The organism is Mesobacillus sp. QJM3NY_10 (assembly GCF_056173465.1).
On the sequence record NZ_CM149675.1, the window covers coordinates 1,054,109 to 1,076,151 of the forward strand.

The following is a 22,043-nucleotide window of genomic DNA, read 5'->3' on the forward strand; positions in this document are numbered from 1 at the left end:
TTTTTAAAAAGTATCTCTAACGAACTGGGGATTGCGCTGCATCGAGGCAAACAGGACAAATCCGCTCACCAGCAGGAGTCCGCTTGTCAGTACGAATACCGAGGTGAAACCAAAGTATCCCGCAAGGAAACCGCCGAGCACTGGACCGACAATGTTTCCGAAGAAACGGAGACTCGTGTTGTAGCCGAGTACTTCTCCCTGCATGGCAACAGGTGCTTCCTGCCTGATATAAGCCACCCTGACAGGGATGATGCCGCCAATGGTGATTCCTAGGAGGAACCTGATTAAGACGAGCTGCCAGATGTTACCGACAAAACCGCCAGGCAGATAGATGATAGCTGATAAAAACAGGAGTACGACAAGTATTTTAATATAGCCAACCCGGTCGGCAATTTGGCCCCATTTCCGGGCCATTAACAAATTGCCAAGCCCCGCTGCCGAAAAGGCGATTCCAGAAAAGAATGCCAGGTTTTCCGGACCATGCAGCTCTCCCACATATAATGAAAGGATTGGCTGGATACTGAAATGAGCAATCTGCACAAGCATCGACATGAGCAGGACATTGACCATGATTGGATTTTTAAAAATATGCTGAAGAACCTCTTTGCGGCTGTAATTTGTTTTTGTTCCTTTCTTGATATCGACTCTGTACTCCATGACAAAGAATACGAGCAGACCAGAAAGGACGATGAATGCCGAGGTTGATTGGAAGGTTGTCGCATATCCTAAGGTATCAGCAAGAACCCCGCCGAGCATCGGGCCGAGCAATGAGCCTGTAATACTGCCTGTTTGCAGTGTTCCTAATACTTTGCCTGCTTCTTCCTTCGAAGTTTGCGTTGAAATAAGTGCCTGTGATACAGGAATGAAGCCAGAGAATAATCCCATGAACATTCTCAGTAAAAATAACTCCCACACGGAAGTTGCAAATCCTAATAGAAAGACGGCTAAGCCCATCCCGATTCCCATAAAAATCAGGATTCTCTTGCGTCCGAACCGGTCGCCCATTCTTCCAATTACAGGTGAAAATAGAAAGGCAGTTACGAACGTAATACTGAACGTCAGGCCTGACCAGTTTTGGACATACCTTTCTGAAAAATCTCCAAAAGTTTCGATGTACAATGAGAGAAAAGGCATTACCATTGTCATGCTGCCGGCAATGAAGAAATTTGCGAACCACATGATCATCAAGTTGCGTTTCGCCTTTTGCTGCTGGGTCATTCCATCAACACTTCTTTCTCGGAACGAATATTTCGCTTTTCTAAATATTATACCAAATTTTTGCTCGATTGAAAACCAATCGAGCAAGCAGAGACCACTACTTTAGCTTTTTACCCATTCGAGCAATTCAATTCTATTCCCAAATGGATCATGGACATAAATCCTATTCGCACCTGGAAGTTTGTCATCTACAATAAAATCAATCCCTGAAACCGATAAATGCTGTTTCAATTCCTCAATATTCTCAATTTCAAACGCTGGATGCGCTTTGCGTGCAGGTACAAATGGTTCCTCAATCCCGATATGAATTTGAGAATTTCCATACTGGAACCATGCTCCGTCTCGCTTTTTCAACTCTGCCGGCTTTTCGATTTCTTCAAAACCCAATACTTCTCCGAAAAATCTCCTGGCCTGCTCTTCTGATCCCTTAGGTGCTGCCAGCTGAACATGATCAATTGCTTTAAATTTAAATGCCATATGCAGTCCCCTCCCTAGTAAAATCTTAATCTAAAAGGAAACATAAGGAAATAACAAGGAATGAATCTCTAAATATAAGTTTTTCTTATCACTGTAAAAAGTAATACAAGCCCGTCTGAATACATATAAATTATTAAAGTTTGCACGTTTTTAAAAGAGGGGGCAATCGGAATGAAAAAAAGATTTCTTGGTATCGCGATGATGGCAATCATGGCGCTTATAGTGTCTGCATGCGGTACAAGCAATTCAGGAGGAACAGGATCCGATGATGAAAAGAAGGAGCTAAGGGTGGTCACGGACGCAGCGTATGCGCCATTTGAGTACATGGAAGGGGACAAGATTGTTGGTTTCGATATTGACTTTCTAAAAGCTGCCGCGAAGGAAGCCGGGTATGAGCTGAAGATCGAGAATGTCGGCTGGGATCCGATTTTTGTTGAGATCAAGAGCAAGCGAGCTGATCTGGCTGTATCATCGATCTCAATCAATGATGAGCGCAAACAGACCTATGATTTTTCTTTGCCATATTTCTTATCCACCAATAAAATCCTTGTCCGTGAAGACAGTGATATTAAAAGCGCTGCTGATCTAAAAGGCAAGGTAGTGGCAGTCCAAAATGGCACAACCGGGCAAGCAGCGATGGATAAGCTCCTCGGCAAGAATAACGAGGATATCAAAAAATTTGATAATAACAACCTGGCAATCATGGAAATGCTCTCGGGCGGAGCAGATGCAGTTGTTGCGGATAACGGTGTTGTCGAAGTATATGCAAAAAATAACCCGACAGAAAAACTGAAGGTCATTGAAGACAGCGGCAGCTTCGAGGCGGAATACTATGGAATCCTGTTCCCGAAAGGCACAGATCTGAAGGCAGACTTCGATAAAGCAATCAAGAAAATCGTCGAGAATGGAACGTATGAAAAAATCTATCAGGAATGGTTCGGCCAGGAGCCAAACATGGAAATGCTGAAGGCGGAACAAGAAGCATCAGAGTAATTTCATGTAAACAATTAATCATCGAAGATGCGTAACTCTTAAAAACAGCGTTACGCATTTTTACTGGATAAGTATAAATTTTTTTCACTTAGATTAGTGCCTAGCTCCAGCGCCCAGCCCCTCGAGACGTTTCGGTCCTGCCAATGAAGTCAAAGAGCGACTTCACTGTCAGGCCCTCCAACGCTTGTCGGGGCTGACCAAGGCGCTTGCGCTTTTCTTAGTAAACTTCATCAAAATCTAGTCCCAGGCCTGGGGGCTTTGGAGGGCAAGCTATGGATTTTCGTTTTGATATTATTGTTGAATATACACCTTATCTAATAAAAGGCACGCTGCTGACGATCGGGCTATCATTGGCCGGGATCTTAATCGGGACAATCCTCGGCCTGTTCATCGGCCTTGGCAAGATCCAGCGCCGGAAATTGCTGTCCTGGCCATTTGTCTGGTATATTACTTTCTTCCGGGGAACCCCGTTATTTGTGCAAATATTGCTGATTCATTTTGGCGTCGTCCCTATGCTCATCGGGGAAACAAACGGGATTGTCGCGACAATCCTCGCCCTGTCCCTAAATGCGGCAGCATATATCGCCGAGATTTTCAGGGCTGGAATCCAATCGATCGACCGCGGGCAGATGGAAGCAGCCCGCTCACTAGGGATGACTCATGTCCAGGCTATGAGGTATGTCATTTTACCTCAGGCATTCAAGCGGATGATCCCGCCTTTGGGTAATGAGTTCATCGTGCTTATTAAGGAATCATCACTAGCGGCGATTGTCGCAACTCCAGAAATCATGTACTGGGGCCGGGCGATGGCAGGTCAGTATTATCGCGTATGGGAGCCCTATCTCACCGCAGCAGTCATTTATCTCATCCTGACACTTTCGCTTAGCTTTTTATTAAATCTCCTTGAAAGAAGGCTGAAAACAGAATGATCAAAGTCGCTAATCTGCAAAAATCATTTGGCAGCCACAAGGTTCTGAATGGAATAAATGTGGAGGTCCAGCCACAGGAGGTTGTGGTGGTGATCGGCCCATCAGGATCCGGGAAATCCACCTTCCTCCGCTGCATAAACCTGCTCGAAACAATTACAGACGGACATGTGCTAATTGAAGATATTGACATTACTGATAAAGGTTCGGATATCAACAAGGTGCGCGAAGAGGTCGGGATGGTATTCCAACACTTCAACCTTTTCCCTCATAAGACAGTGCTTGAAAATATCATGCTGGCACCATTGAAGGTACGAGGTGTTTCAGAACTGCAGGCAAGGGAGAAAGGAGTAGAATTGCTGAAAAAGGTAGGGCTCGAGGACAAAGCAGAAGCCTACCCGGATTCACTTTCCGGCGGGCAAAAGCAGCGGGTGGCGATCGCCCGTGCCCTTGCGATGGAGCCAAAAATTATGCTGTTCGATGAACCAACCTCAGCCCTCGATCCGGAAATGGTCGGAGAAGTATTAGAGGTAATCAAACAACTTGCACGCGAAGGAATGACGATGGTCGTCGTCACCCACGAAATGGGCTTTGCCCGCGAAGTCGGTGACCGTGTCATTTTCATGGATGGGGGATTGATCGTGGAAGAAAATAAGCCAGATGAAATATTCGAAAACCCACAGCATGAGCGTACGAAAGCTTTTTTGAGCAAGGTATTGTAAGGTTATATAGACTTATGGGGTAACTGCTTAATTGAGCGGTTTCCCTTTTTCTATGATAATGCCTATTCGGTGAAATCGGGAATATATTGAGGGAAACCGGAAATATATTGTCCGAAAGCCCATTTTTATAAAAATTTCCAACTTAACTATTGCTAAAACTAATGGTATTAGGTTAATATAAAACTAACGATATTAGTTTTATATGGAGGTTCACTAAAATGAGAGTAATCAAAGAGGGGTTTTTATATCAGCTGACGTTCATGCCAAGGTTTTTTCCTGTGAATTGTTATTTTATCGAGGAGGAGGATGGGCTGACTTTAATTGATGCGGCACTTCCGAACAGTGCGAAGCCAATTTTGCAGGCAGCTAAAAAAATCGGAAAACAAATCAAGAGGATTATTTTGACACATGCTCACAGCGACCATATTGGTGCGCTTGATGAACTGAAAGACAAACTGGGTGTTCCGGTTTATATTTCTGCCCGTGATTCCCGCCTTTTAGCTGGTGATACCTCTCTTGACTCAACTGAACCCAAGACACCTATTCGTGGCGGCGTACCAAAGAACATCAAAACAAGACCGGATATCCTTATAAAGGAAGGGGATCATATCGGTTCTTTGCTGGCAATTTCAACTTCGGGGCACACACCAGGATCAATGTCATTCCTTGACCAGAGAACCAATACGCTGATTGCGGGTGATGCCTTCCAGACCAGGGGCGGCACAGCCGTACCTGGGGTGACAATCCCATGGTTTCCTTTTCCGGCGATGGCGACATGGAACAAAGAAACAGCCTTGCAAAGTGCCCGGAAAATCCTTGAGTTAAAACCAAGCCTGCTGGCTGTTGGTCACGGTGAATTACTTCGAAACCCTGGCACACTTATTGAAAAAGCAATCCAAAAAGCTGAGGCAGCTTTTACAAAATAAAGGAGTATGAAAACATGTCACCAAGACCGAAAATTGCGCTTGATAAGAATACGATCATGATTGCAGCTGCGGAGCTTGCGAATGAGCATGGAAGTGACCATGTAACGCTTGCTATGCTGGCAAAAAAACTTAGCATTAAACCGCCATCATTATACAATCACTTTGACGGCCTGCCGGGAATCAAAAGAGAGCTGGCTATTTATTCACTTGAAAAACTGTACAGTAGTTTGGCGAAGGAAGTGGAAGGAAAGTCACAAGGGGATGAAGCCATCATGGCCTTAAGCCAGGCGTATTTAACTTTTGCAAGAAGAAACCCGGGACTGTACGAGTTCGCGTTATCAGCCCCTGACCCTGCAGATGAGACAGTCAATGACGCTGGTAAAAAAATCGTGGGCTTCGTCATTTCAGCCATTCAACCTTTTGGATTAAAGGAAGAGGAAGCAATCCATGCTGTACGCGGGTTAAGAAGCCTGATGCATGGGTTTGCATCGCTGGAGCCAAAAGGTGGTTTCGGCATGCCGCTTGATCTGGATGAAAGTTATCAGCTCGCAGTCGCAGCCTTTATCACGGGCTTGAAAAAATAAAGCGAATTTTCATCTTCTGAAATAGATTCCAAAGGTACTCATATACATATGTATAGATGCAACTTTGAAAGAACAGGAGGCGCACTATGGATATATATGTGAGAAGAGGAGATTCCTTTTGGTATTTCAGCAATTTGTTCAACATCCCTCTCCAGTTGATCATAGATTCCAACCGTGATATCGACCCAAATGCTATGGATGTGGGGCAGACAGTGAGGATTCCTGGTTTTGCAGCGGTGGATTATCGAATCCGTGCAGGGGATACGCTTTGGAAAATTGCCCAAAGCCGGAATCTGCAGGTGGATGCACTGCTGCTGGCAAACCTCAATATTAACCCAAACGGTTTGTACATCGGACAGATGATCAAGGTCCCGCTGAGAATCACCTGGCGGATTGTCCAAGGTAAAAAGAATTATGATTATGCCTCACTGATGAGTGATTTGAGACGGTTGGAAAATGTCTATCCGTTCATAAGGGTGCCCTCGATTGGCAACTCTGTTTTAGGTAAAAGCATACCAGAAACATTGATTGGGAATGGCAATAAGCGGGTTCATTACAATGGGTCTTTCCATGCAAATGAATGGATTACCACTCCGATCATCATGACGTTCCTGAATGACTATCTGCTGGCATTGACGAACAAATCCTCTATACGAGGCCTGTCCATGCAGAACTTCTATGGACAGACGACATTATCAATTGTGCCGATGGTCAATCCTGATGGTGTTGATCTTGTGCTTAATGGGCCGCCTGAAGCAGAGCCATGGAATGAAAGAGTAGTAGAATTGAATAGAGGAAGCCTTGATTTCAGCGGTTGGAAGGCGAATATAAGAGGCGTGGACCTGAACGACCAATTCCCGGCAAAATGGGAGCTTGAAAAAGAACGGAATCCAAGTCAGCCTGGCCCGAGGGATTATGTAGGGCCCAACCCATTATCCGAGCCAGAAGCGGTTGCGATGGCAGAAATGACGAGAAGACGCGATTTTGCCCGGGTTCTGGCTTTCCATACCCAGGGTGAAGTCATATATTGGGGCTTTGAAAATCTTGAGCCGCCTGAATCGGAGGCAATGGTCAATGAATTTGCCCGGGTGAGCGGTTATGAGCCAGTAAAAACGATTGAGAGCTATGCCGGCTACAAAGATTGGTTCATCCAGGACTGGCGCCGGCCTGGATTTACCGTCGAGCTTGGCTTCGGAATAAACCCGCTGCCACTGTCCCAATTCGAAGAAATCTATGAAGAAGCCCTGGGGATCTTCCTTGCAGGACTTTATCTATGAAAATGCAGATCACCTGAAAAGGTGGTCTTTTTCTATATATAGTTTTGGATTTATCTGGTAAAATTAGTCGTGTAAGGGGGGAGTTAGTTGACTTATTCAGGAGAAATGTCCAAGAATATTTTGTATCCAATCCTTTTCATAAGTGCGTTCATCCTGCCTAATTTTAACTGGTTCTGGTTCATATATATTCCATTCACTTTAGTTGTGCTGGTGATTATTTTACATCAAGTCCAATTAACGGTTACCTCAGACCAGCTTGACTATAAAATTAAACTCTTTAAATTTACGATTTACCGCAAGCTGCTGACACCGGAGAAAATCAAAAAAATCAAGTTCGGCCGGATTGGCTGGGCGACGAAAAATGCTGTGGTGAAGGTAAGAAGAGGATTCAATTTCGGTGTCGCACACTTTTACAGTGAACAGCTAATCCTGGAGCTTGAAGAATTCGCTTTAGCTAATAATATTGAGGTTCAAAAAACGAAGGATTATTTGCTGCTGGAAAAATACTATTCTCATAACTAAAAGCTGTTTAAGCATTGATTGCTGCTTTTCGTATAAAGCTCCTTTGCCGTGTATCAGCAAGGCTTCGGGGCTCTTTAATGTCTGCTCCTTACTGAAGCAGACATTAAACTCGTAAAAGTCCAGCAGCCGATTTTTACTTTTGGTTGAGAAAGCAACAAAGTTTACGAAAAGAGCCTAACTAACAAAAGCATCGGACAAGGGCCCGATGCTTTTATCATGTTTATTTTTCAAAAATGCTGTTGGAAAGAAGTCGGAACAGATAATCGGTATGATCGCGGAAACCAGCTTCGAGGCCGATCATTGTAACGTCCTTATCCTGTTCTTTCACGATGACTGCCTTGCCCTGTGCTTCACCATTGTTTTTCCAGTGACCGGCTACGAAGAATTCGGAGTTATCGTCAAATGTTGCGGATACCTCATCGTTATCGGTATTTTCATACCAGACAGGGCGATAAACAAAACCGAGATCGTCCTCGCCATATCCTCCCGTCACACCTTCGCCGCTGTAATCAACCTTTGCAATGCCGTTGCTGCTGTAGCCTGCAACGACAATATCGTCATCTGTTAGTCCCAATGTCTTTGTTGCGAGGGATGCGCCAGCACCGACTGCGATATACTTGCCGCCATTATTTAAAAATTCTTCTACCTTCGCTTTGAAACTATCAAACTGAGCTGGATTTTGGAACCCGAACTCTTTATTGCCCACGCGTGACTGATTTTTGGCAATCAAGCCTTCAGTGCCGCTGTAAACGAATACGTCAAAACTGGAAAGGCCTTGTTCTGCAACGTCTGCAGGAGCTACTTCAGTAACGGCGAAGCCAAGTCGTTTAAGTGCGAGTTTTGTACCAGAGTGCGACTGAGCCTTATTCATGCCGCCATCCTTCAAGATTGCGACCTTCAAGTCCCCGACCTCAACCGCATCTGCCGGAACCTTAGTTGATTCAATATGCAGTCCGGATTGCTTTACTGCTGCTGAAATCACGTTCGCAGCGGCTTCTGTGTAAAAATTGCCTTCAGAATCGCGTTTTACAGTAACGCCTTGTTGAAGAAGTGTATTCACTAGATTTACAGCTTTCACGGAACTGTTTGGAATCAAGAATGGTCCTTTGCCGCTGACAGAACCCTGCCCCTGAACCTGGTTCACTTTTGTCGCTGTCACATCAAATTCGCTTTGAACCGCAATTGCCTCGAAGCCCCAGAGCTCTGGCAGGCTCCATGCTGAAATATCATACATCGCATCAACATCTTCTGTAATGTCTTCGCCATCCCACAGCATCGTATTTACAAGTCCGGCTTTTGCCTGGTCCATTTTCACGATATACGTTCCTTTAGGATAAGACTTGCCTTCAGCTGTGAAGGCCTTAGAAGCCTGGATGACTTCAATATCATTTTTCTGAAGATGGCTGACTGCCTTCTGTGTCACAGTTGGATCTTCAGGATCAACAGGAAGCACATAGGCAGTCGGGAAGAAGCCTTCTTCATGGAATGGATGATCAAAATTGATGCCACGCTTGAACATCTCAATTTGGTCATTGATCATGTCCTGCTTGTTATCTGTAGCATTTTTCAATGCGCCCATGATGGCATCATACATCCAGCGAACGCCGTCTAGATCATTCGTAGGCGCTTCAAGCGTGTGCCCATATGCTCCGTGGTACATTGCATACATTGGGGTGAAGATTGGCGGATAATCATCCCAGCCTTCCGCGTCATCACGTTGAGGAATATAAGTACCTTCCATACTCTTATACAGGTTTCCTGTGTAATTTCCCTGGTTGGACATGATTTCGGTTTCCATCGCTTCGGCCTGGTCCATAGCCCATTTTTCATATAAATCGTATTCATAATTTGGATTATGTGGAACTGTACAAGGTTCAATGAGACCCTGCTTGTTCGGAGCATAATTTTTTACATAGCCATGTGTATCAAGGAAGACCATCGGATTCCATTCTTTGATCAGTGCGACAGTTTCCTGAGTTTCTGGCTGTGACTGGGTGATGAAGTCACGATTCAAATCGATTCCTTCTCCGTTGAAGCGTGTAGCATCGATACGGCCATCAGGATTCTGGACAACATTGAAGACCAGGATATTACTTTCCAGAATTTCCATCGTGGTTTCGTCATTTTCAAGTGCAAAGCGCTCGATCAGCTGCATGACTGCATCACTGCCGATAAACTCGGTGCCGTGAATAGAGCCATTGATCATGATTGGCACCTTGAAGTCAGGGTTGTTTTCAATCCAGTCCTGTGCTTTGCCAGGGTTTTTGAACATTTGTTTTCTTAAAGCTTGAATCTTCCCGAACTTGCCCTGAGTGTCAGGTGCAGCAATCGTAACGACATAAAGGGGTTGGCCTGTTGATGATTGGCCTTTTACTTCGACCTTCACACGATTGGATTGCTTTTCGATTTGTTCGAGCTTGTCGCCGATTTCCGAGAACTTCATAAAATCATAGTTTTCGCTGTTGAACAAGCTGCCGTCTTTTTCTTCGTATGCATTTACATAATTCCATTTTAAAGACTCAGCGAGCGCCGGAGTCCATGGTGAGGATGCCAGCAAACTTGCAGCTACTACACCAGAGATAATTTTTTTATGTTTCATTTATGTATTCCTCCAAGTTTAGGGTTTGTATATTTATTCATAATAAGTATTAAAAATTATTTCGGCAATCGGACAATATTCCTAAATATTAGTCCTGGTAGCATAAGTCTTGATTATGCTGGAGTTTAGAGTTGTTGGGAAATAAATCAGAATGAGGATATAGGAAGATAGTCACCAGGCAGAGGCAAAATAAAAAACAGGGCTGGAGGCCCTGTTTTATTGCGGCTGCATTGTTCGGTTGCGACGCTTGCGGTTCCACTTTCTTGCTTTATATTTCTGTTCAAGGTCAGCGACAGGTTTTGCTACAAGTGCGTTCTTGAATTCAACAGGTATCTGCTTTACTGAAAAAACAACGGTATTGACAGCTTTCTTTTTCTTTTCAAAATCAGTCATCAGTTTCTGCTGTTTAAACTTTAGTGAATCGGTCTCTTCTTTGATGGCATTCGTTTTGTTCTGTACACGTGTTGCAGTCTCTTGAAGACTATCAATCGTTGGCTTGGCATCTTTATATGTTTTAAAAACAACATACCCAAGATAACCCAGGGCTGCCACGATAACAGCGATACTTATATAGACAATGATCATGAATCCAGCCTCCTTTTACATTAATTCCATTACAAGTACAATACCCAATTAAAGCTTTAACATAACTGCTATTCCAAAGAAAGGTGGAAATTGCTAATTTTGAAGTATTTGTGAAATAGTACACAAACTCTATATAAAATGTGACGAACTTCACAAACAGGAGATTTAAATCACAATACAATTTAAACATAGAGGAAATATCATTAATGAAAACTCCGTATCTGAAGTTCTAACAATAGGAGGACAAACGAGATGAAAAAGAAATTGGTCATGATAGGAAACGGAATGGCAGGAGTAAGGACAATCGAAGAATTGCTTAAACTTCAGCCAGATCGATATGAAATCACTATTTTTGGGAATGAGCCACATCCTAACTACAATAGAATTATGTTGTCCACTGTCCTGCAGGGAGATAAGTCAATCGAAGACATCATCATGAATGATTGGGAATGGTACAAGAGTAATGGAATTAAGCTTTACTCAGGTGAAGCAGTTGTAGAGATTGACAAGCAAAACAAACAAGTCATTTCAGATAATGGGCGTAAGGTAGATTATGATGAACTGATTATCGCGACAGGATCGAGCTCATTTATCCTCCCGGTGCCTGGCTCTGATAAAAAGGGAGTAGTCGGGTTTCGTGATATCCATGATTGTGAAATGATGATCAAAGATTCCAGGCAGTTTAAAAAGGCAGCTGTAATCGGAGGTGGCCTTTTAGGTCTCGAAGCAGCAAGAGGATTGCTGAATTTGGGCATGGAAGTCGATGTTGTCCATTTAATGCCGCACCTGATGGAAAGGCAGCTTGATGAAACAGCTTCTGACATGCTGAGAAAAGAGCTGGAAAACCAAGGCATGAATTTCTTGCTTGAAAAACAGACCGCGGAAATTTTAGGAGGCGAGAGAGTAACCGGACTTAGATTCTCTGATGGCTCCGAAATCCAGGCAGACCTTGTTGTCATGGCTGTCGGCATCCGCCCAAATGTCCAACTGGCCAAAGATAGCGGCATTTTTGTCAACAGAGGGATTGTCGTCAATGATTACATGGAGACAGATGTCCAGAATATTTATGCCGTTGGGGAATGTGCTGAACATAGAGAAATCGTCTATGGCCTTGTCGCACCGCTGTATGAACAGGGAAAAGTTCTTGCAGCGAACCTGGCCGGTATCCCAACGAATCCTTATGAAGGAACGATTTGCGGCACCCAGTTGAAGGTTTCAGGCTGTGACTTGTTCTCTGCAGGTGAAATCGGTGATGACGAAGGAACAAAATCGATCAAAGTCCACAATGAGTTTGACGGAATCTATAAAAAAATAGTCATTCGTGACAACCGAATTGCCGGGATTGTGCTTTATGGTGACACCAAGGACAGCAACCGCCTGTTCAGGATGCTGACGAAAAGAGAAGACATCAGCGGTATGACCAGCGTATCGATTTTAGAAGCAAGCGGATGCTGCGGCGGCGGTGGAGAAGCAGGCGATGTAGCGGCGATGGCCGATGACGAGCTTGTTTGCGGCTGCAATGGTGTCACAAAAGGAACGATAGTGGACGCGATTCGTACTAATGAGTTGACCACTGTTGATGAAGTGGGTGGCTGCACAAATGCCGGCCGTTCTTGCGGAAGATGTAAATCGCTTATATCCGATATCCTCGCATATACGCTTGGCGACCAGTATGATACTTCTACGAAAAAAGCAGGGATCTGCGGCTGTACAACTTTAAGCAAAGACGAAATTGTGGCTGAAATCAGGGCAAAAGGCCTGACGAATGTCAGGGAAGTCATGAATGTTCTCGGCTGGTCCCAGGAGGAAGGATGTTCAAAATGCCGTCCGGCGATCAACTATTACCTTGGTATGGTCCATTATGACGGCTATATAGATGAACGTGATTCAAGGCTGGTCAACGAGAAAATGCATGCCAATATCCAGAAGGATGGAACATATTCTGTTGTTCCAAGAATGTATGGCGGCGTGACGACTGCTGCAGATTTGAAGAAAATTGCTGAAGTTGCCGAGAAGTATGAAGTTCCACTTGTTAAGCTGACTGGCGGACAAAGGATTGGCTTGTTCGGTGTCAACAAAGAGGATCTTCCTGCAATGTGGGAAGAGCTGGGGATGCCTTCTGGATATGCGTACGGGAAGACACTACGTACTGTAAAAACCTGCGTTGGTGAAAAGTTCTGCCGTTTTGGCACACAGGATTCAATGGGACTTGGAATCGAGCTCGAGAAAAAGTTTGAGAGACTCGATACACCACATAAGGTGAAGATGGGAGTTTCTGCTTGCCCAAGGAACTGTGCGGAGTCCGGAATCAAGGATATTGGCTTTGTCGGAGTCGATGGCGGCTGGGAAATCTATATCGGCGGGAATGGCGGAACTGACCTGAGGGCTGCCGACCTGCTTGATACCGTTAAAACCAAAAAAGAGGCAATGGAAATAACAGGAGCATACCTCCAATACTACCGTGAAACAGCTGCATATCTTGAAAGGACAGCACCTTGGCTTGAAAGGATGGGACTTGATCATATCAAAGAAGTCCTCGCCGATGAGAATATGAGAAAGCAGTTGAACGAAAGACTGGATAAGACTTTGGAACGGTATAACGAGCCATGGCAGGAAGCAATCTCTGATAACGAAATTAAAGAAAAATACTATCAAGTCCGCAGCGTAACAGTCAAATAGGGAGGATGGATGAAGATGCAAATGACAAAAGTGAGAATCAAAGTGGCTGATTATGATTCCCTGCCTGCTGGGGCAGGGCAGGCAATTACAGTAAATGGCGAGAACATCGTCTTGTTCCGGATATCCAATGGAGATGTCAAAGCGGTTGAAAATCGCAGTCCCCACAGAAAAGGCGGGACCCTTACCGATGCGCTCGTAAGCGGGAAGTTTATCTACTGTCCAGTCTACGACCTGAAGATATCGCTGGAAGACGGGAAAGTACAGGCACCAGATACAGGAGAAGTAAAAACGTATCATGTTGAAGTAATCGAAAATGAAGTGTATATAACAATATGACTTAAGAGGGGGAACCTCCCTCAATGAAAGGCGGAAGCGCCTTGGTCAGAACCGACAAGCGCTGGAGGGCCGACCGGTGAAGTCGTTCTTTGACTTCATTGGGCGGACTGAAGCGACTCGAGGGGCTAGGCGCTGGAGCTGGACACTAATTCAATTGTGAAAAGATTATACTTTATTCAGCATTGAAAGGGCGGGAACACAATGGAAAAAGGAAGAGCATTTTTAGTCGGAGCCGGGCCTGGAGACGTACAGCTGATAACAGTTAAGGGGATGGAAGCTATTAAAAAGGCGCAAGTCATACTTTATGACAGGCTTGCCAATCCTAAACTGCTGGATTATGCTCCTTCAGACTGCGAGCTGATCTACTGCGGCAAGCTTCCGGACCGGCACGTCCTTCGCCAGGAAATGATCAACGACCTTTTGGTTGAAAAAGTGCTTGAAGGAAAAATCGTTGTCCGTCTCAAGGGCGGCGATCCTGGTGTGTTTGGGCGTGTAGGCGAAGAAGCTGCAGCGCTGGCCGAAAATGGCCTTTCTTTTGACATTGTACCGGGAATCACTTCGGGAATATCTGCCCCACTATATGCAGGAATTCCCGTCACTCACCGCGAATTTGGCGAATCTTTCGCGGTTGTGACTGCCCATGATAAATCTGAAAATGGACAGCCAAAACTGGATTGGAAAGGGCTTGCCACCGGCATTGACACAATTGCCTTTTACATGGGGATTTCAAATCTTCCTTATATCAGTGAAAATTTAATCAAACATGGAAAACCGGCGGACACACCGGTGATCCTCATCCAATGGGGAACCTTCTCCAGGCAGCAGACTTTGGAAGGAACTCTGTCCAATATTGCCGCAAAGGCGAAGGAAGTGAATTTTACCAATCCTGCCATCACCCTTGTAGGAGATATCGTTTCACTTCGGAAGAAGTTGAACTGGTTTGAAAAGAAACCACTGTTTGGTAAACAAATATTACTTGCCCGAACAGGAACTGATGAGAGTGAACTGGCGAAGGAATTGATGGATCAGGGAGCAGACGTGATTGAATTCCCAAAATGGAAAAAGGTTTCCGTGCCTGTAGACCAGGCGCTGGTTAATAGAATTTCAGAATATGAACAGATTCTTTTTACATCTCCTGAAGGTGTCAGGGAATTCTTTGAGATCATATTTACTGAAGGGACCGACATCAGAAAGGTGAAAGCAAACTTTTACGGCTGTTCTTCAAGGTCGGTAAAGGCATTAAATGAAAAGGGATTTGCTGCAGAATTGGAAGGAGAAATGCCGCTGACTGGCAAGCTGTTAATTATAGGTGACAGCGATTTTTCACAGGATTATCCACATGCTGAAATGTTCATAACGTCCAGAAAGGTCATCGACGAACAATTCACACCGATTTTTAAAAGGGTTCTTGAGGAAGCTTCTGTTAATACAATTGTTTTGCCAAGCAGCAGCTCTGTAAAGACAATTATTGGAGAAGGAATCCTTAAGGAAATCATTCCGCAGCAGCTCCTGAAAACATCCAAGGTTGTTTGTATGGGAGTTAGGACAGCGGAAACTGCAGTGGAATACGGTATATGTCCGAATGAGATTTTAGAAGCACCCGATAAAACCGCTGTGATCGATTGTTTGGCCAGAAAAGAATCTGAATTGACATTCGTATAAAAGATTTGTTTTTAAAGGAGAGAAAGAGATGGAAGCGACTGTCTTCATCAGCCATGGAAGCAGAAGTGAGCAAGGAAACAAGGTGTTTGTATCATTCATCGAGAAGGTGATTTCAACAGGGAAGAGTACAAAGGCTTCCTATGGGTTTCTTGAAAATGCCCGGCCAACCATCTTTGAAGCGGTTGAAGCATGCATTTTAAAGGGAACGTCATCAGTAACCGTCGTTCCAGTATTGCTGCTTCCGGGTATCCATGCAAACGTGGATATACCAGCAGAGCTGGAAAGGGTCAGACAGAAGTACCCGGAAATAGAGATATTCTATGGCCAGCCGATTGGTGTGAATGAAACGATACTGGAAATCGTCCTGGACCGTCTGAAGGAAAAAGGCTTTTCAGGTATGAATTCAGAGACCATCCTGCTCGTCGGGCATGGCAGCAGAGATCCCCTGGCAGCGGAGGAATTTGAGAAGCTGGCAGTGCGGGTTCGGGAGGATGTTCAATCCAAAGTTGATGCGGCCTATATTACAACACAGCCATTCTATGGAGAAAAGTTACAGGCAAGCGACTCGCCCTCAAAGATTTACATATTGCCATTTCTCCTGTATACGGGCGGTTTTACTGCTAAAATGGAGGAAACTGTTAAAGATATAATGATTCAATACCCGGAGAAAGAGATTGTCCTGTGCGAACCAGTCGGCTTCGATGACCGTCTTGGCGAGCTGCTTCTGCAAAGAGTTGATGAAGCAAAAGCAAGGTGACTTCACTAATAAAATTGTGAATATCGCCAATAAAGTTGTGAACTCCGCCAATAAAATAATATTTTCGCCAATAAAGTTGTGAACTTCGTCAATAAATTTTTATTTTCGCCAATAAAAATGTGAACTCAGCCAATAAAATATAATTCGCAGTCAACATCGCCAATAAATGGAGAGTGGAAGCATGTTATACCATATAAATGTACGGATACGGGATCGGAATGTCGTAGTGATTGGCGGGGGCAAAGTCGCTCAACGTAAAGTCTATGGCTTGCTGGATGCTGGAGCGAAAGTGAAGGTAGTGAGTCCGGAATTAACAAGCGAATTGCTGCGGCTATCCGAAACAGGCAAGATTTTCTGGCGGTCTGAGCCATATGCGAGAGAAGATCTTGAAGGAGCTTTGCTCATCGTTGCCGCCACTAATGACCGAGAGACGAATCTGGCAGTTAAAAGGGATGCTGCCCCCTATCAATTGGTTAATCTAGCGGATGATCCGGAAGAATCAGACTTCCAGGTTCCATCCGTGATGAAAAGAGGCAAATTGACGGTTGCCGTCTCGACATCTGGAGCGAGCCCGGTACTGGCTAAAAAGATTTGCACCCAGCTGGAGCAGTTGTTTGATGAACAATATGAGAGATATCTAGATTTCCTGGCATCCAGCCGTAAAGAAATCAAATTGGCTGTCAAAGATGAAACAGTAAAAAGGAAGCTTCTGAGAACAATAGCAGACGAGAGTTTCGTAAAGGACCCCTTTCGGGAAGGAAGGTTTGCCAGGCTGCTTGAAGAAGCGATAAGTGAGGAGGGAAGGTAAAGTGCGGATGCGCACAAATACTTTCTTCCTTTTTTTTGTTCAAATGTCCAGCTTCAGAATAAGGTATGTTAGTTGCTGATTACCTAAGTCGTGGGTATTTATATTGATCTTATACCATTTATGTTCAGTTTTAACAACGAACGAAATGCTGCTTAGATGAAGGGATTTATTGGAAATGGTATAATAAACTGAATGGATTTTTCAGGATAGGAGTCTTTTTTATGAATAAATTTGTTGTGTTCCTGAAAGGGAAACGAAATGGCAAACTGGATTCCAGCTTGCTGGCAAGGCATATTGAACATCTTAGGCAGTTGAATCAGGCGGGACAGATGGTAATTGCCGGTCCTCTTAAAAATAACGAGCAAGCCATGATCATCCTCAACTGCGATGGGATCGATGAAGCAATCAGATTAGTGGAAAAAGATCCATTCATCAAAGAAAAATATTACAATACATATGACATCAACGAATTGATCGTCGCCAATGAGGAAAATAACTGGCTTTTGGACAACACGCAAACGAAGGGGAATCTGGTCCACTAATAGAAAAAAAGACTTCCAGCTAAGCTGGAAGTCTCTCTCTTGTTGTACAATTATTTAGTTTCAACCTCAACAATGACTTCCTCAGTCACAGTTTCAGCCTTCTCATCAGTTGACTTTTCAAAAACAGCAAGTACTGCAGAAATAATAGCAGCAAACTTCTTAGCGACTTCACTTGCATATAAGCTTGCTTTAGACGCAGCTTTATTGTCAGCAGAAGGGTTTACTGTTTCTTCTTCAACAGCAGTATCATCAGCAGCAACTTCCTCAGTCACTTCTTCAGAAGCAGTTTCGTCAGCAACAACTTCCTCAGTCACTTCTTCAGAAGCAGTTTCATCAGCAACAACATCTTCAGTCACTTCTTTAGAAGCAGTTTCGTCAGCAACAACTTCCTCAGTCACTTCTTCAGTAGCGGTTTCATCAGCAACAACTTCCTCAGTCACTTCTTCAGAAGCAGTTTCGTCAGTTACAACTTCCTCAGTTACTTCTTCAGTAGCAGTTTCGTCAGCAGCAACTTCTTCAGTTACTTCAACAGACAAAGCAACAGCTGAGTTTTTGCTAGCTTTTTCCTTAGCGACATCACTTGCATTGAAAGCTTTAGATTTCATTTTGTCCGCAATAGAAGGAGATACTTTTGCTTCTTCTTCAGTAGCTTCTTCTTCAGTAGCTTCTTCTTCAGTAGCTTCTTCTTCAGTAGCTTCTTCTTCAGTAGCTTCTTCTTCAGTAGCTTCTTCTTCAGTAGCTTCTTCTTCAGTAGCTTCTTCTTCAGTAGCTTCTTCTTCAGTAGCTTCTTCTTCAGTAGCTTCTTCTTCAGTAGCTTCTTCTTCAGTAGCTTCTTCTTCAGTAGCTTCTTCTTCAGTAGCTTCTTCTTCAGTAGCTTCTTCTTCAGTAGCTTCTTCTTCAGTAGCTTCTTCTTCAGTAGCTTCCTCTTCAGTAGCTTCCTCTTCAGTTACTTCAACAGACAAAGCAACAGCTGAATTTTCGTTAGCTTTCTCTTTAGCAACATCGCTAGCGTTGAAAGCCTTAGAGTTCATTTTGTTCGCAATAGAAGGAGATACTTTTGCTTCTTCAGTAACGTCTTCTTCAGTAACGTCTTCTTCAGTCACATCTTCTTCAGTAACGTCTTCTTCAGTCACATCTTCTTCAGTAACGTCTTCTTCAGTCACATCTTCTTCAGTAACGTCTTCTTCAGTCACATCTTCTTCAGTAACGTCTTCTTCAGTAACGTCTTCTTCAGTAGCGTCCTCTTCAGTTACTTCCTCTTCAGTAGCTTCAACAGACAAAGCAACAGCAGAATTTTCATTAGCATTCACTTTAGCCGTTTCACTTGCGTTGAAAGCTTTTGAATTAGCTTTGTTAACAGCAGAAGTGTTCACTGTTTCTTCAGTGTCGTCCTCTTCTGTATCTTCTTCTTCATCTTCTTCTTCAGTTTTCACTGTTGCATCTGTATCAAGATCGATGTCTTCAGAATCAGAGTCATTTTCTTCATCTTCTTCAGTTTTTACAGTTGCATCTGCATCAAGGTCGATGTCTTCAGAATCCTCATCAGATTCTTCCTCTTCTTCATCTTCCTTTTTCATTTCAGTGTCAGCGTCAAGCTCAGCTTCTTCTTCATCTTCTTGTTTTGTTGCTGTATTTTCTTCAAGCTCAACAGTTTCTGCTGATTCAGTATCTTTCTCAGTGTCATCAGTTACAACTGGCTCTGCTTCAATAACCTCTTCAACAACTGGCTCCTGAGTAACAACTTCTTCAGTTGGAACTTCCTCAGCAGGTGCTTGCTGAACAGATGAGTGAACGGCTGCGTTTGGTGCTGCGTGCTTTTTAGCCGTTTCACTTGCATGGGTGCTAGCCTGTGATTTCGCTGCTTTTTCCTTAGCTTCCGCTTTTGGTGCCTTTACTTGAGGCTTGGCAGCAGGCTTTGCTGGAACAGCCGGTTTTGCTTTTACGTCAGCTTTTTTAGCAGTTTGAGCCTTTGCTGGTTTCACTGCGTGAGATTGTTCAACCTTAACTTTTTCTGGTCCTGCAGCTTGAGTGAATTGTCCTCCAGTCAGTACCCCGATTGACAATACTCCAGCTAACATAAAAGACTTCACAACTTTTGTTCCATTAATATAGTTATTCATTTTAATAATTCGCTCCCTTTTTAATTAACGTTATCCGTGGCTATTGCGTCGGTATACGGTAAAAAAGCAGGAGCTTTGGGCGGTGGCGGTGATGGCGGGGCATTGACCCACTGGCTTTGAAAAACAGCAACTCTCGATGTATAAGGCTGTAGGAGATTTAAATTAAATGATGCTTCCCAAACAAACCATTTATCGTTAATGAAGGTGCTCGTGTTTCCATAACTTGTCCTGTCACTTGACGGCCCCCCTGAAGCCTTCGTGCGTGAAGGAGGATTAGGCATGTTGTCACCTTTAGGATACCTCTCGTTTTTAGATGAATCCTTTTCATCTTTTTTCACTGGAGGGAATTTTTTGCTTGCCGTCTTTGCTGTAACAAATGACGGTGTCACTGCTGACTCCATGGATGGCTCAACCTTTTCCTTTAACCCAGGTGATCTACGCTTTGTTTCTTTTACGTAATTACCCTTATTATGTATGGATTTTAAAGCATCTTTATTGCTAGGTTTATCGCTGTGCTTTGTTTTATGTTTTGCCTGTTTTGACTTCTCGTTGATCAATGCCTTAGCCTTTTGCGGCAGGCCGGTTTTCTCATTTTTCTTGAGTGATGGAGCCTTCCCATTTGATTTCACTGCATCAGCAGGCTTCTCTTTGGGGTTTGCCTGAGCTGGTTTTTGAACGACAGGCTTCTGCACCGAAGTGTTTTTGACAGCAGGTTCTGCTGGAGTTTTTTCAGAACTCTTGGCATTCACAGCATTATCTGGCAGAGTAACTTGTTCAGCCGCCACAGGCTTTTGAGGCTTTCCGGCATTTGACCCTTTTTCAGCAAAAGCGATGTCAGGTACCAACAAAGCTGCACCAGCAATAAAGCCAGTAATGATCAGTTGTCGGAAGTGCATTCTTTCACCTCCTTTCAAAGCGGTAATCTATCTTTCCGAAATAGCATTCTGGTTTTTAAACCTCTTTTTGTCGGTTTTTGAAGAACTTTATAACAAACCGTTCTTTTAACCTACCAGGCTATTTAAAAAGATGTGTAAAGACCCGCTACGATTTACCCTTCTTTTTGGTACATATTAATTGGGGTGGAAAATTAATGGAATTATTCTCACTTGCCCTTTTATAAAAAAGGAGTAAAATGTTAGTTATGCTTTAACCGTTTAAATGAAAGAAGGAAACAACATGAAAAATCTTCGAATCTATTTAATCCTTACAGGCGTCATGTTTTTGTGGGGAATGAATGTAACGGCTCTAAAAATTATAGTAGGGAATTTCCCGCCAATCACCATCACCTCGCTCCGCGTCTTCACGGCTGGAGTCTCGGTGTTTATCATTCTATTTTTCTTAAAAAAAGTACGGCTGCCATCCAGGCAGGAGTGGAAATATATATTAGGCGGGGCAATCCTGAATGTCACTGGCCACCATTTATTCCTTGGCATTGGTTTAAAAGTGACATCCGCTGTTAACGGTGGACTGATCCTCGGTATGGGACCATTGCTGACTGCTTTGATGGCGATTTTATTCCTGGGGAAACGGCTGACATTCATACGGACACTCGGTTTTATCTTCGGAGGGATTGGCGTCTCATTGACTGTGATGGCAGGTAGTGCTGGAGTTTCAGGCATGTCGATTGGCGACTTTTATGTATTTCTTTCCATTCTTTCACAGGCGATCAGCTTCATCATCATCTCCAAAGCAGCGAAAACTCTTGATCCACGTCTGTTAACGGGATATATGCTGATCTTCGGTTCAATCCTGATGTTTTTCATCGGACTGTGGAAGGAGCCAAGTGGATTAACAAGCTTAGGAAGTGCTTCGATTGGGGTATGGAGCGTGTTTTTCGCATCAGCGATTTTTGCCACAGCAGTAGGGCATATGCTCTACAATTACGCAATCGGCAAGGCCGGGCCGGCGGAAGCTTCTATATTCCTGAACTTGAATACATTCCTGTCAATTATTTTCGCAGCCATCTTCCTCGGGGAGCATATTACTTCTTCTCATCTGCTGGGATTGATTTTCATCGTTTCAGGTGTCATATTCGGCTCAGGAGCGCTTGAGGAACTGGTACTAAGAAACAAGATGAAACGGAACGCAGCTTAATATTGAATATTGATGCAGGGCTTATGCTCTGCATTTTTTATGGCTAAAAAAAACACAACTGGTATTAAAATGATTTTGAGGTCCAACGGGGAATAAATGAGCTTCAACAGAGATTAAATTCGAACTAACGGGGATTAAATTTGATTCAACTGGGATTAAAACCAATCCAACGGAGATAAAGCGTTCATTGTAGTGAAAAATTTCCACAAGAAACAG

Annotated in this window: 20 protein-coding genes; 14 read left to right on the plus strand and 6 right to left on the minus strand. The window is 43.9% G+C overall.

Annotated elements, in window-relative coordinates:
- Positions 1–3: 3 nt before the first annotated feature.
- Together AC0VX7_RS05305 and AC0VX7_RS05310 are read right to left on the minus strand one after the other, a co-directional pair.
- Positions 4–1,218: an MFS transporter gene (locus AC0VX7_RS05305; protein WP_215035948.1), complete on the minus strand. Its 1,215-nt coding sequence runs from the start codon at positions 1,216–1,218 to the stop codon at positions 4–6.
- 102 nt (positions 1,219–1,320) lie between these two features.
- Positions 1,321–1,695, minus strand: a complete 375-nt coding sequence (locus AC0VX7_RS05310; protein WP_475426997.1) for a VOC family protein — start codon at positions 1,693–1,695, stop codon at positions 1,321–1,323.
- A gap of 171 nt (positions 1,696–1,866) precedes the next feature.
- Between AC0VX7_RS05310 and AC0VX7_RS05315 the strand changes: the two genes are divergently transcribed.
- From AC0VX7_RS05315 to AC0VX7_RS05345, 7 genes are all read left to right on the plus strand, one after another.
- Positions 1,867–2,688, plus strand: a complete 822-nt coding sequence (locus AC0VX7_RS05315; RefSeq protein WP_475426998.1) for a basic amino acid ABC transporter substrate-binding protein — start codon at positions 1,867–1,869, stop codon at positions 2,686–2,688.
- A gap of 272 nt (positions 2,689–2,960) precedes the next feature.
- Positions 2,961–3,617, plus strand: coding sequence for an amino acid ABC transporter permease (locus AC0VX7_RS05320; RefSeq protein ID WP_475426999.1), 657 nt, complete (start codon positions 2,961–2,963; stop codon positions 3,615–3,617).
- Entirely contained in the window at positions 3,614–4,336 is a 723-nt protein-coding gene (locus AC0VX7_RS05325) for an amino acid ABC transporter ATP-binding protein (protein WP_475427000.1), read from the plus strand. The genes AC0VX7_RS05320 and AC0VX7_RS05325 overlap by 4 nt, the downstream gene beginning before the upstream one ends.
- A gap of 218 nt (positions 4,337–4,554) precedes the next feature.
- Entirely contained in the window at positions 4,555–5,262 is a 708-nt protein-coding gene (locus AC0VX7_RS05330) for an MBL fold metallo-hydrolase (RefSeq protein WP_475427001.1), read from the plus strand.
- Between the two features lie 14 nt (positions 5,263–5,276).
- Positions 5,277–5,846, plus strand: coding sequence for a TetR/AcrR family transcriptional regulator (locus AC0VX7_RS05335; RefSeq protein WP_475427002.1), 570 nt, complete (start codon positions 5,277–5,279; stop codon positions 5,844–5,846).
- An 86-nt stretch (positions 5,847–5,932) separates the two neighbouring features.
- Positions 5,933–7,123 carry a M14 family zinc carboxypeptidase gene (locus tag AC0VX7_RS05340; protein WP_475427003.1) on the plus strand — a complete coding sequence of 397 codons (1,191 nt, stop codon included), beginning with the start codon at positions 5,933–5,935 and terminating at the stop codon, positions 7,121–7,123.
- An 87-nt stretch (positions 7,124–7,210) separates the two neighbouring features.
- Positions 7,211–7,645, plus strand: coding sequence for a hypothetical protein (locus tag AC0VX7_RS05345; RefSeq protein ID WP_475427004.1), 435 nt, complete (start codon positions 7,211–7,213; stop codon positions 7,643–7,645).
- A gap of 220 nt (positions 7,646–7,865) precedes the next feature.
- Here the strand turns inward: AC0VX7_RS05345 and AC0VX7_RS05350 are convergent, their stop codons facing one another.
- Together AC0VX7_RS05350 and AC0VX7_RS05355 are read right to left on the minus strand one after the other, a co-directional pair.
- Positions 7,866–10,244 carry a M14 family zinc carboxypeptidase gene (locus AC0VX7_RS05350; protein ID WP_475427005.1) on the minus strand — a complete coding sequence of 793 codons (2,379 nt, stop codon included), beginning with the start codon at positions 10,242–10,244 and terminating at the stop codon, positions 7,866–7,868.
- A 216-nt stretch (positions 10,245–10,460) separates the two neighbouring features.
- A complete protein-coding gene (locus tag AC0VX7_RS05355) occupies positions 10,461–10,829 on the minus strand; it encodes a DUF948 domain-containing protein (protein WP_475427006.1) in 369 nt (122 codons plus the stop codon).
- Between the two features lie 252 nt (positions 10,830–11,081).
- Here AC0VX7_RS05355 and nirB point away from each other — a divergent pair, with 252 nt between their 5' ends.
- The 6 genes from nirB (at position 11,082) to AC0VX7_RS05385 (ending at position 17,613) form a co-directional block, all read left to right on the plus strand.
- Positions 11,082–13,508 (plus strand): nitrite reductase large subunit NirB, encoded by a 2,427-nt coding sequence (nirB, locus tag AC0VX7_RS05360; RefSeq protein WP_475427007.1) that lies wholly within the window; start codon positions 11,082–11,084, stop codon positions 13,506–13,508.
- A gap of 15 nt (positions 13,509–13,523) precedes the next feature.
- Positions 13,524–13,844: a nitrite reductase (NAD(P)H) small subunit gene (locus AC0VX7_RS05365; RefSeq protein WP_475428087.1), complete on the plus strand. Its 321-nt coding sequence runs from the start codon at positions 13,524–13,526 to the stop codon at positions 13,842–13,844.
- Positions 13,845–14,045: 201 nt separating this feature from the next.
- On the plus strand, positions 14,046–15,506 hold the full coding sequence (cobA, locus tag AC0VX7_RS05370) for a uroporphyrinogen-III C-methyltransferase (RefSeq protein WP_475427008.1): 1,461 nt from the start codon (positions 14,046–14,048) through the stop codon (positions 15,504–15,506).
- Positions 15,507–15,534: 28 nt separating this feature from the next.
- On the plus strand, positions 15,535–16,263 hold the full coding sequence (locus tag AC0VX7_RS05375) for a sirohydrochlorin chelatase (RefSeq protein ID WP_475427009.1): 729 nt from the start codon (positions 15,535–15,537) through the stop codon (positions 16,261–16,263).
- A 181-nt stretch (positions 16,264–16,444) separates the two neighbouring features.
- Positions 16,445–17,071, plus strand: a complete 627-nt coding sequence (locus AC0VX7_RS05380; RefSeq protein ID WP_475427010.1) for a precorrin-2 dehydrogenase/sirohydrochlorin ferrochelatase family protein — start codon at positions 16,445–16,447, stop codon at positions 17,069–17,071.
- A 221-nt stretch (positions 17,072–17,292) separates the two neighbouring features.
- Positions 17,293–17,613, plus strand: a complete 321-nt coding sequence (locus AC0VX7_RS05385) for a YciI family protein (protein WP_475427011.1) — start codon at positions 17,293–17,295, stop codon at positions 17,611–17,613.
- Between the two features lie 50 nt (positions 17,614–17,663).
- Here AC0VX7_RS05385 and AC0VX7_RS05390 read toward each other — a convergent pair whose 3' ends face one another.
- Together AC0VX7_RS05390 and AC0VX7_RS05395 are read right to left on the minus strand one after the other, a co-directional pair.
- Positions 17,664–19,733: an RNA polymerase sigma factor gene (locus tag AC0VX7_RS05390; RefSeq protein ID WP_475427012.1), complete on the minus strand. Its 2,070-nt coding sequence runs from the start codon at positions 19,731–19,733 to the stop codon at positions 17,664–17,666.
- A gap of 20 nt (positions 19,734–19,753) precedes the next feature.
- A complete protein-coding gene (locus AC0VX7_RS05395) occupies positions 19,754–20,629 on the minus strand; it encodes a hypothetical protein (protein WP_475427013.1) in 876 nt (291 codons plus the stop codon).
- A gap of 280 nt (positions 20,630–20,909) precedes the next feature.
- Between AC0VX7_RS05395 and AC0VX7_RS05400 the strand changes: the two genes are divergently transcribed.
- Positions 20,910–21,827 carry a DMT family transporter gene (locus tag AC0VX7_RS05400; protein ID WP_475427014.1) on the plus strand — a complete coding sequence of 306 codons (918 nt, stop codon included), beginning with the start codon at positions 20,910–20,912 and terminating at the stop codon, positions 21,825–21,827.
- Positions 21,828–22,043: the final 216 nt, after the last annotated feature.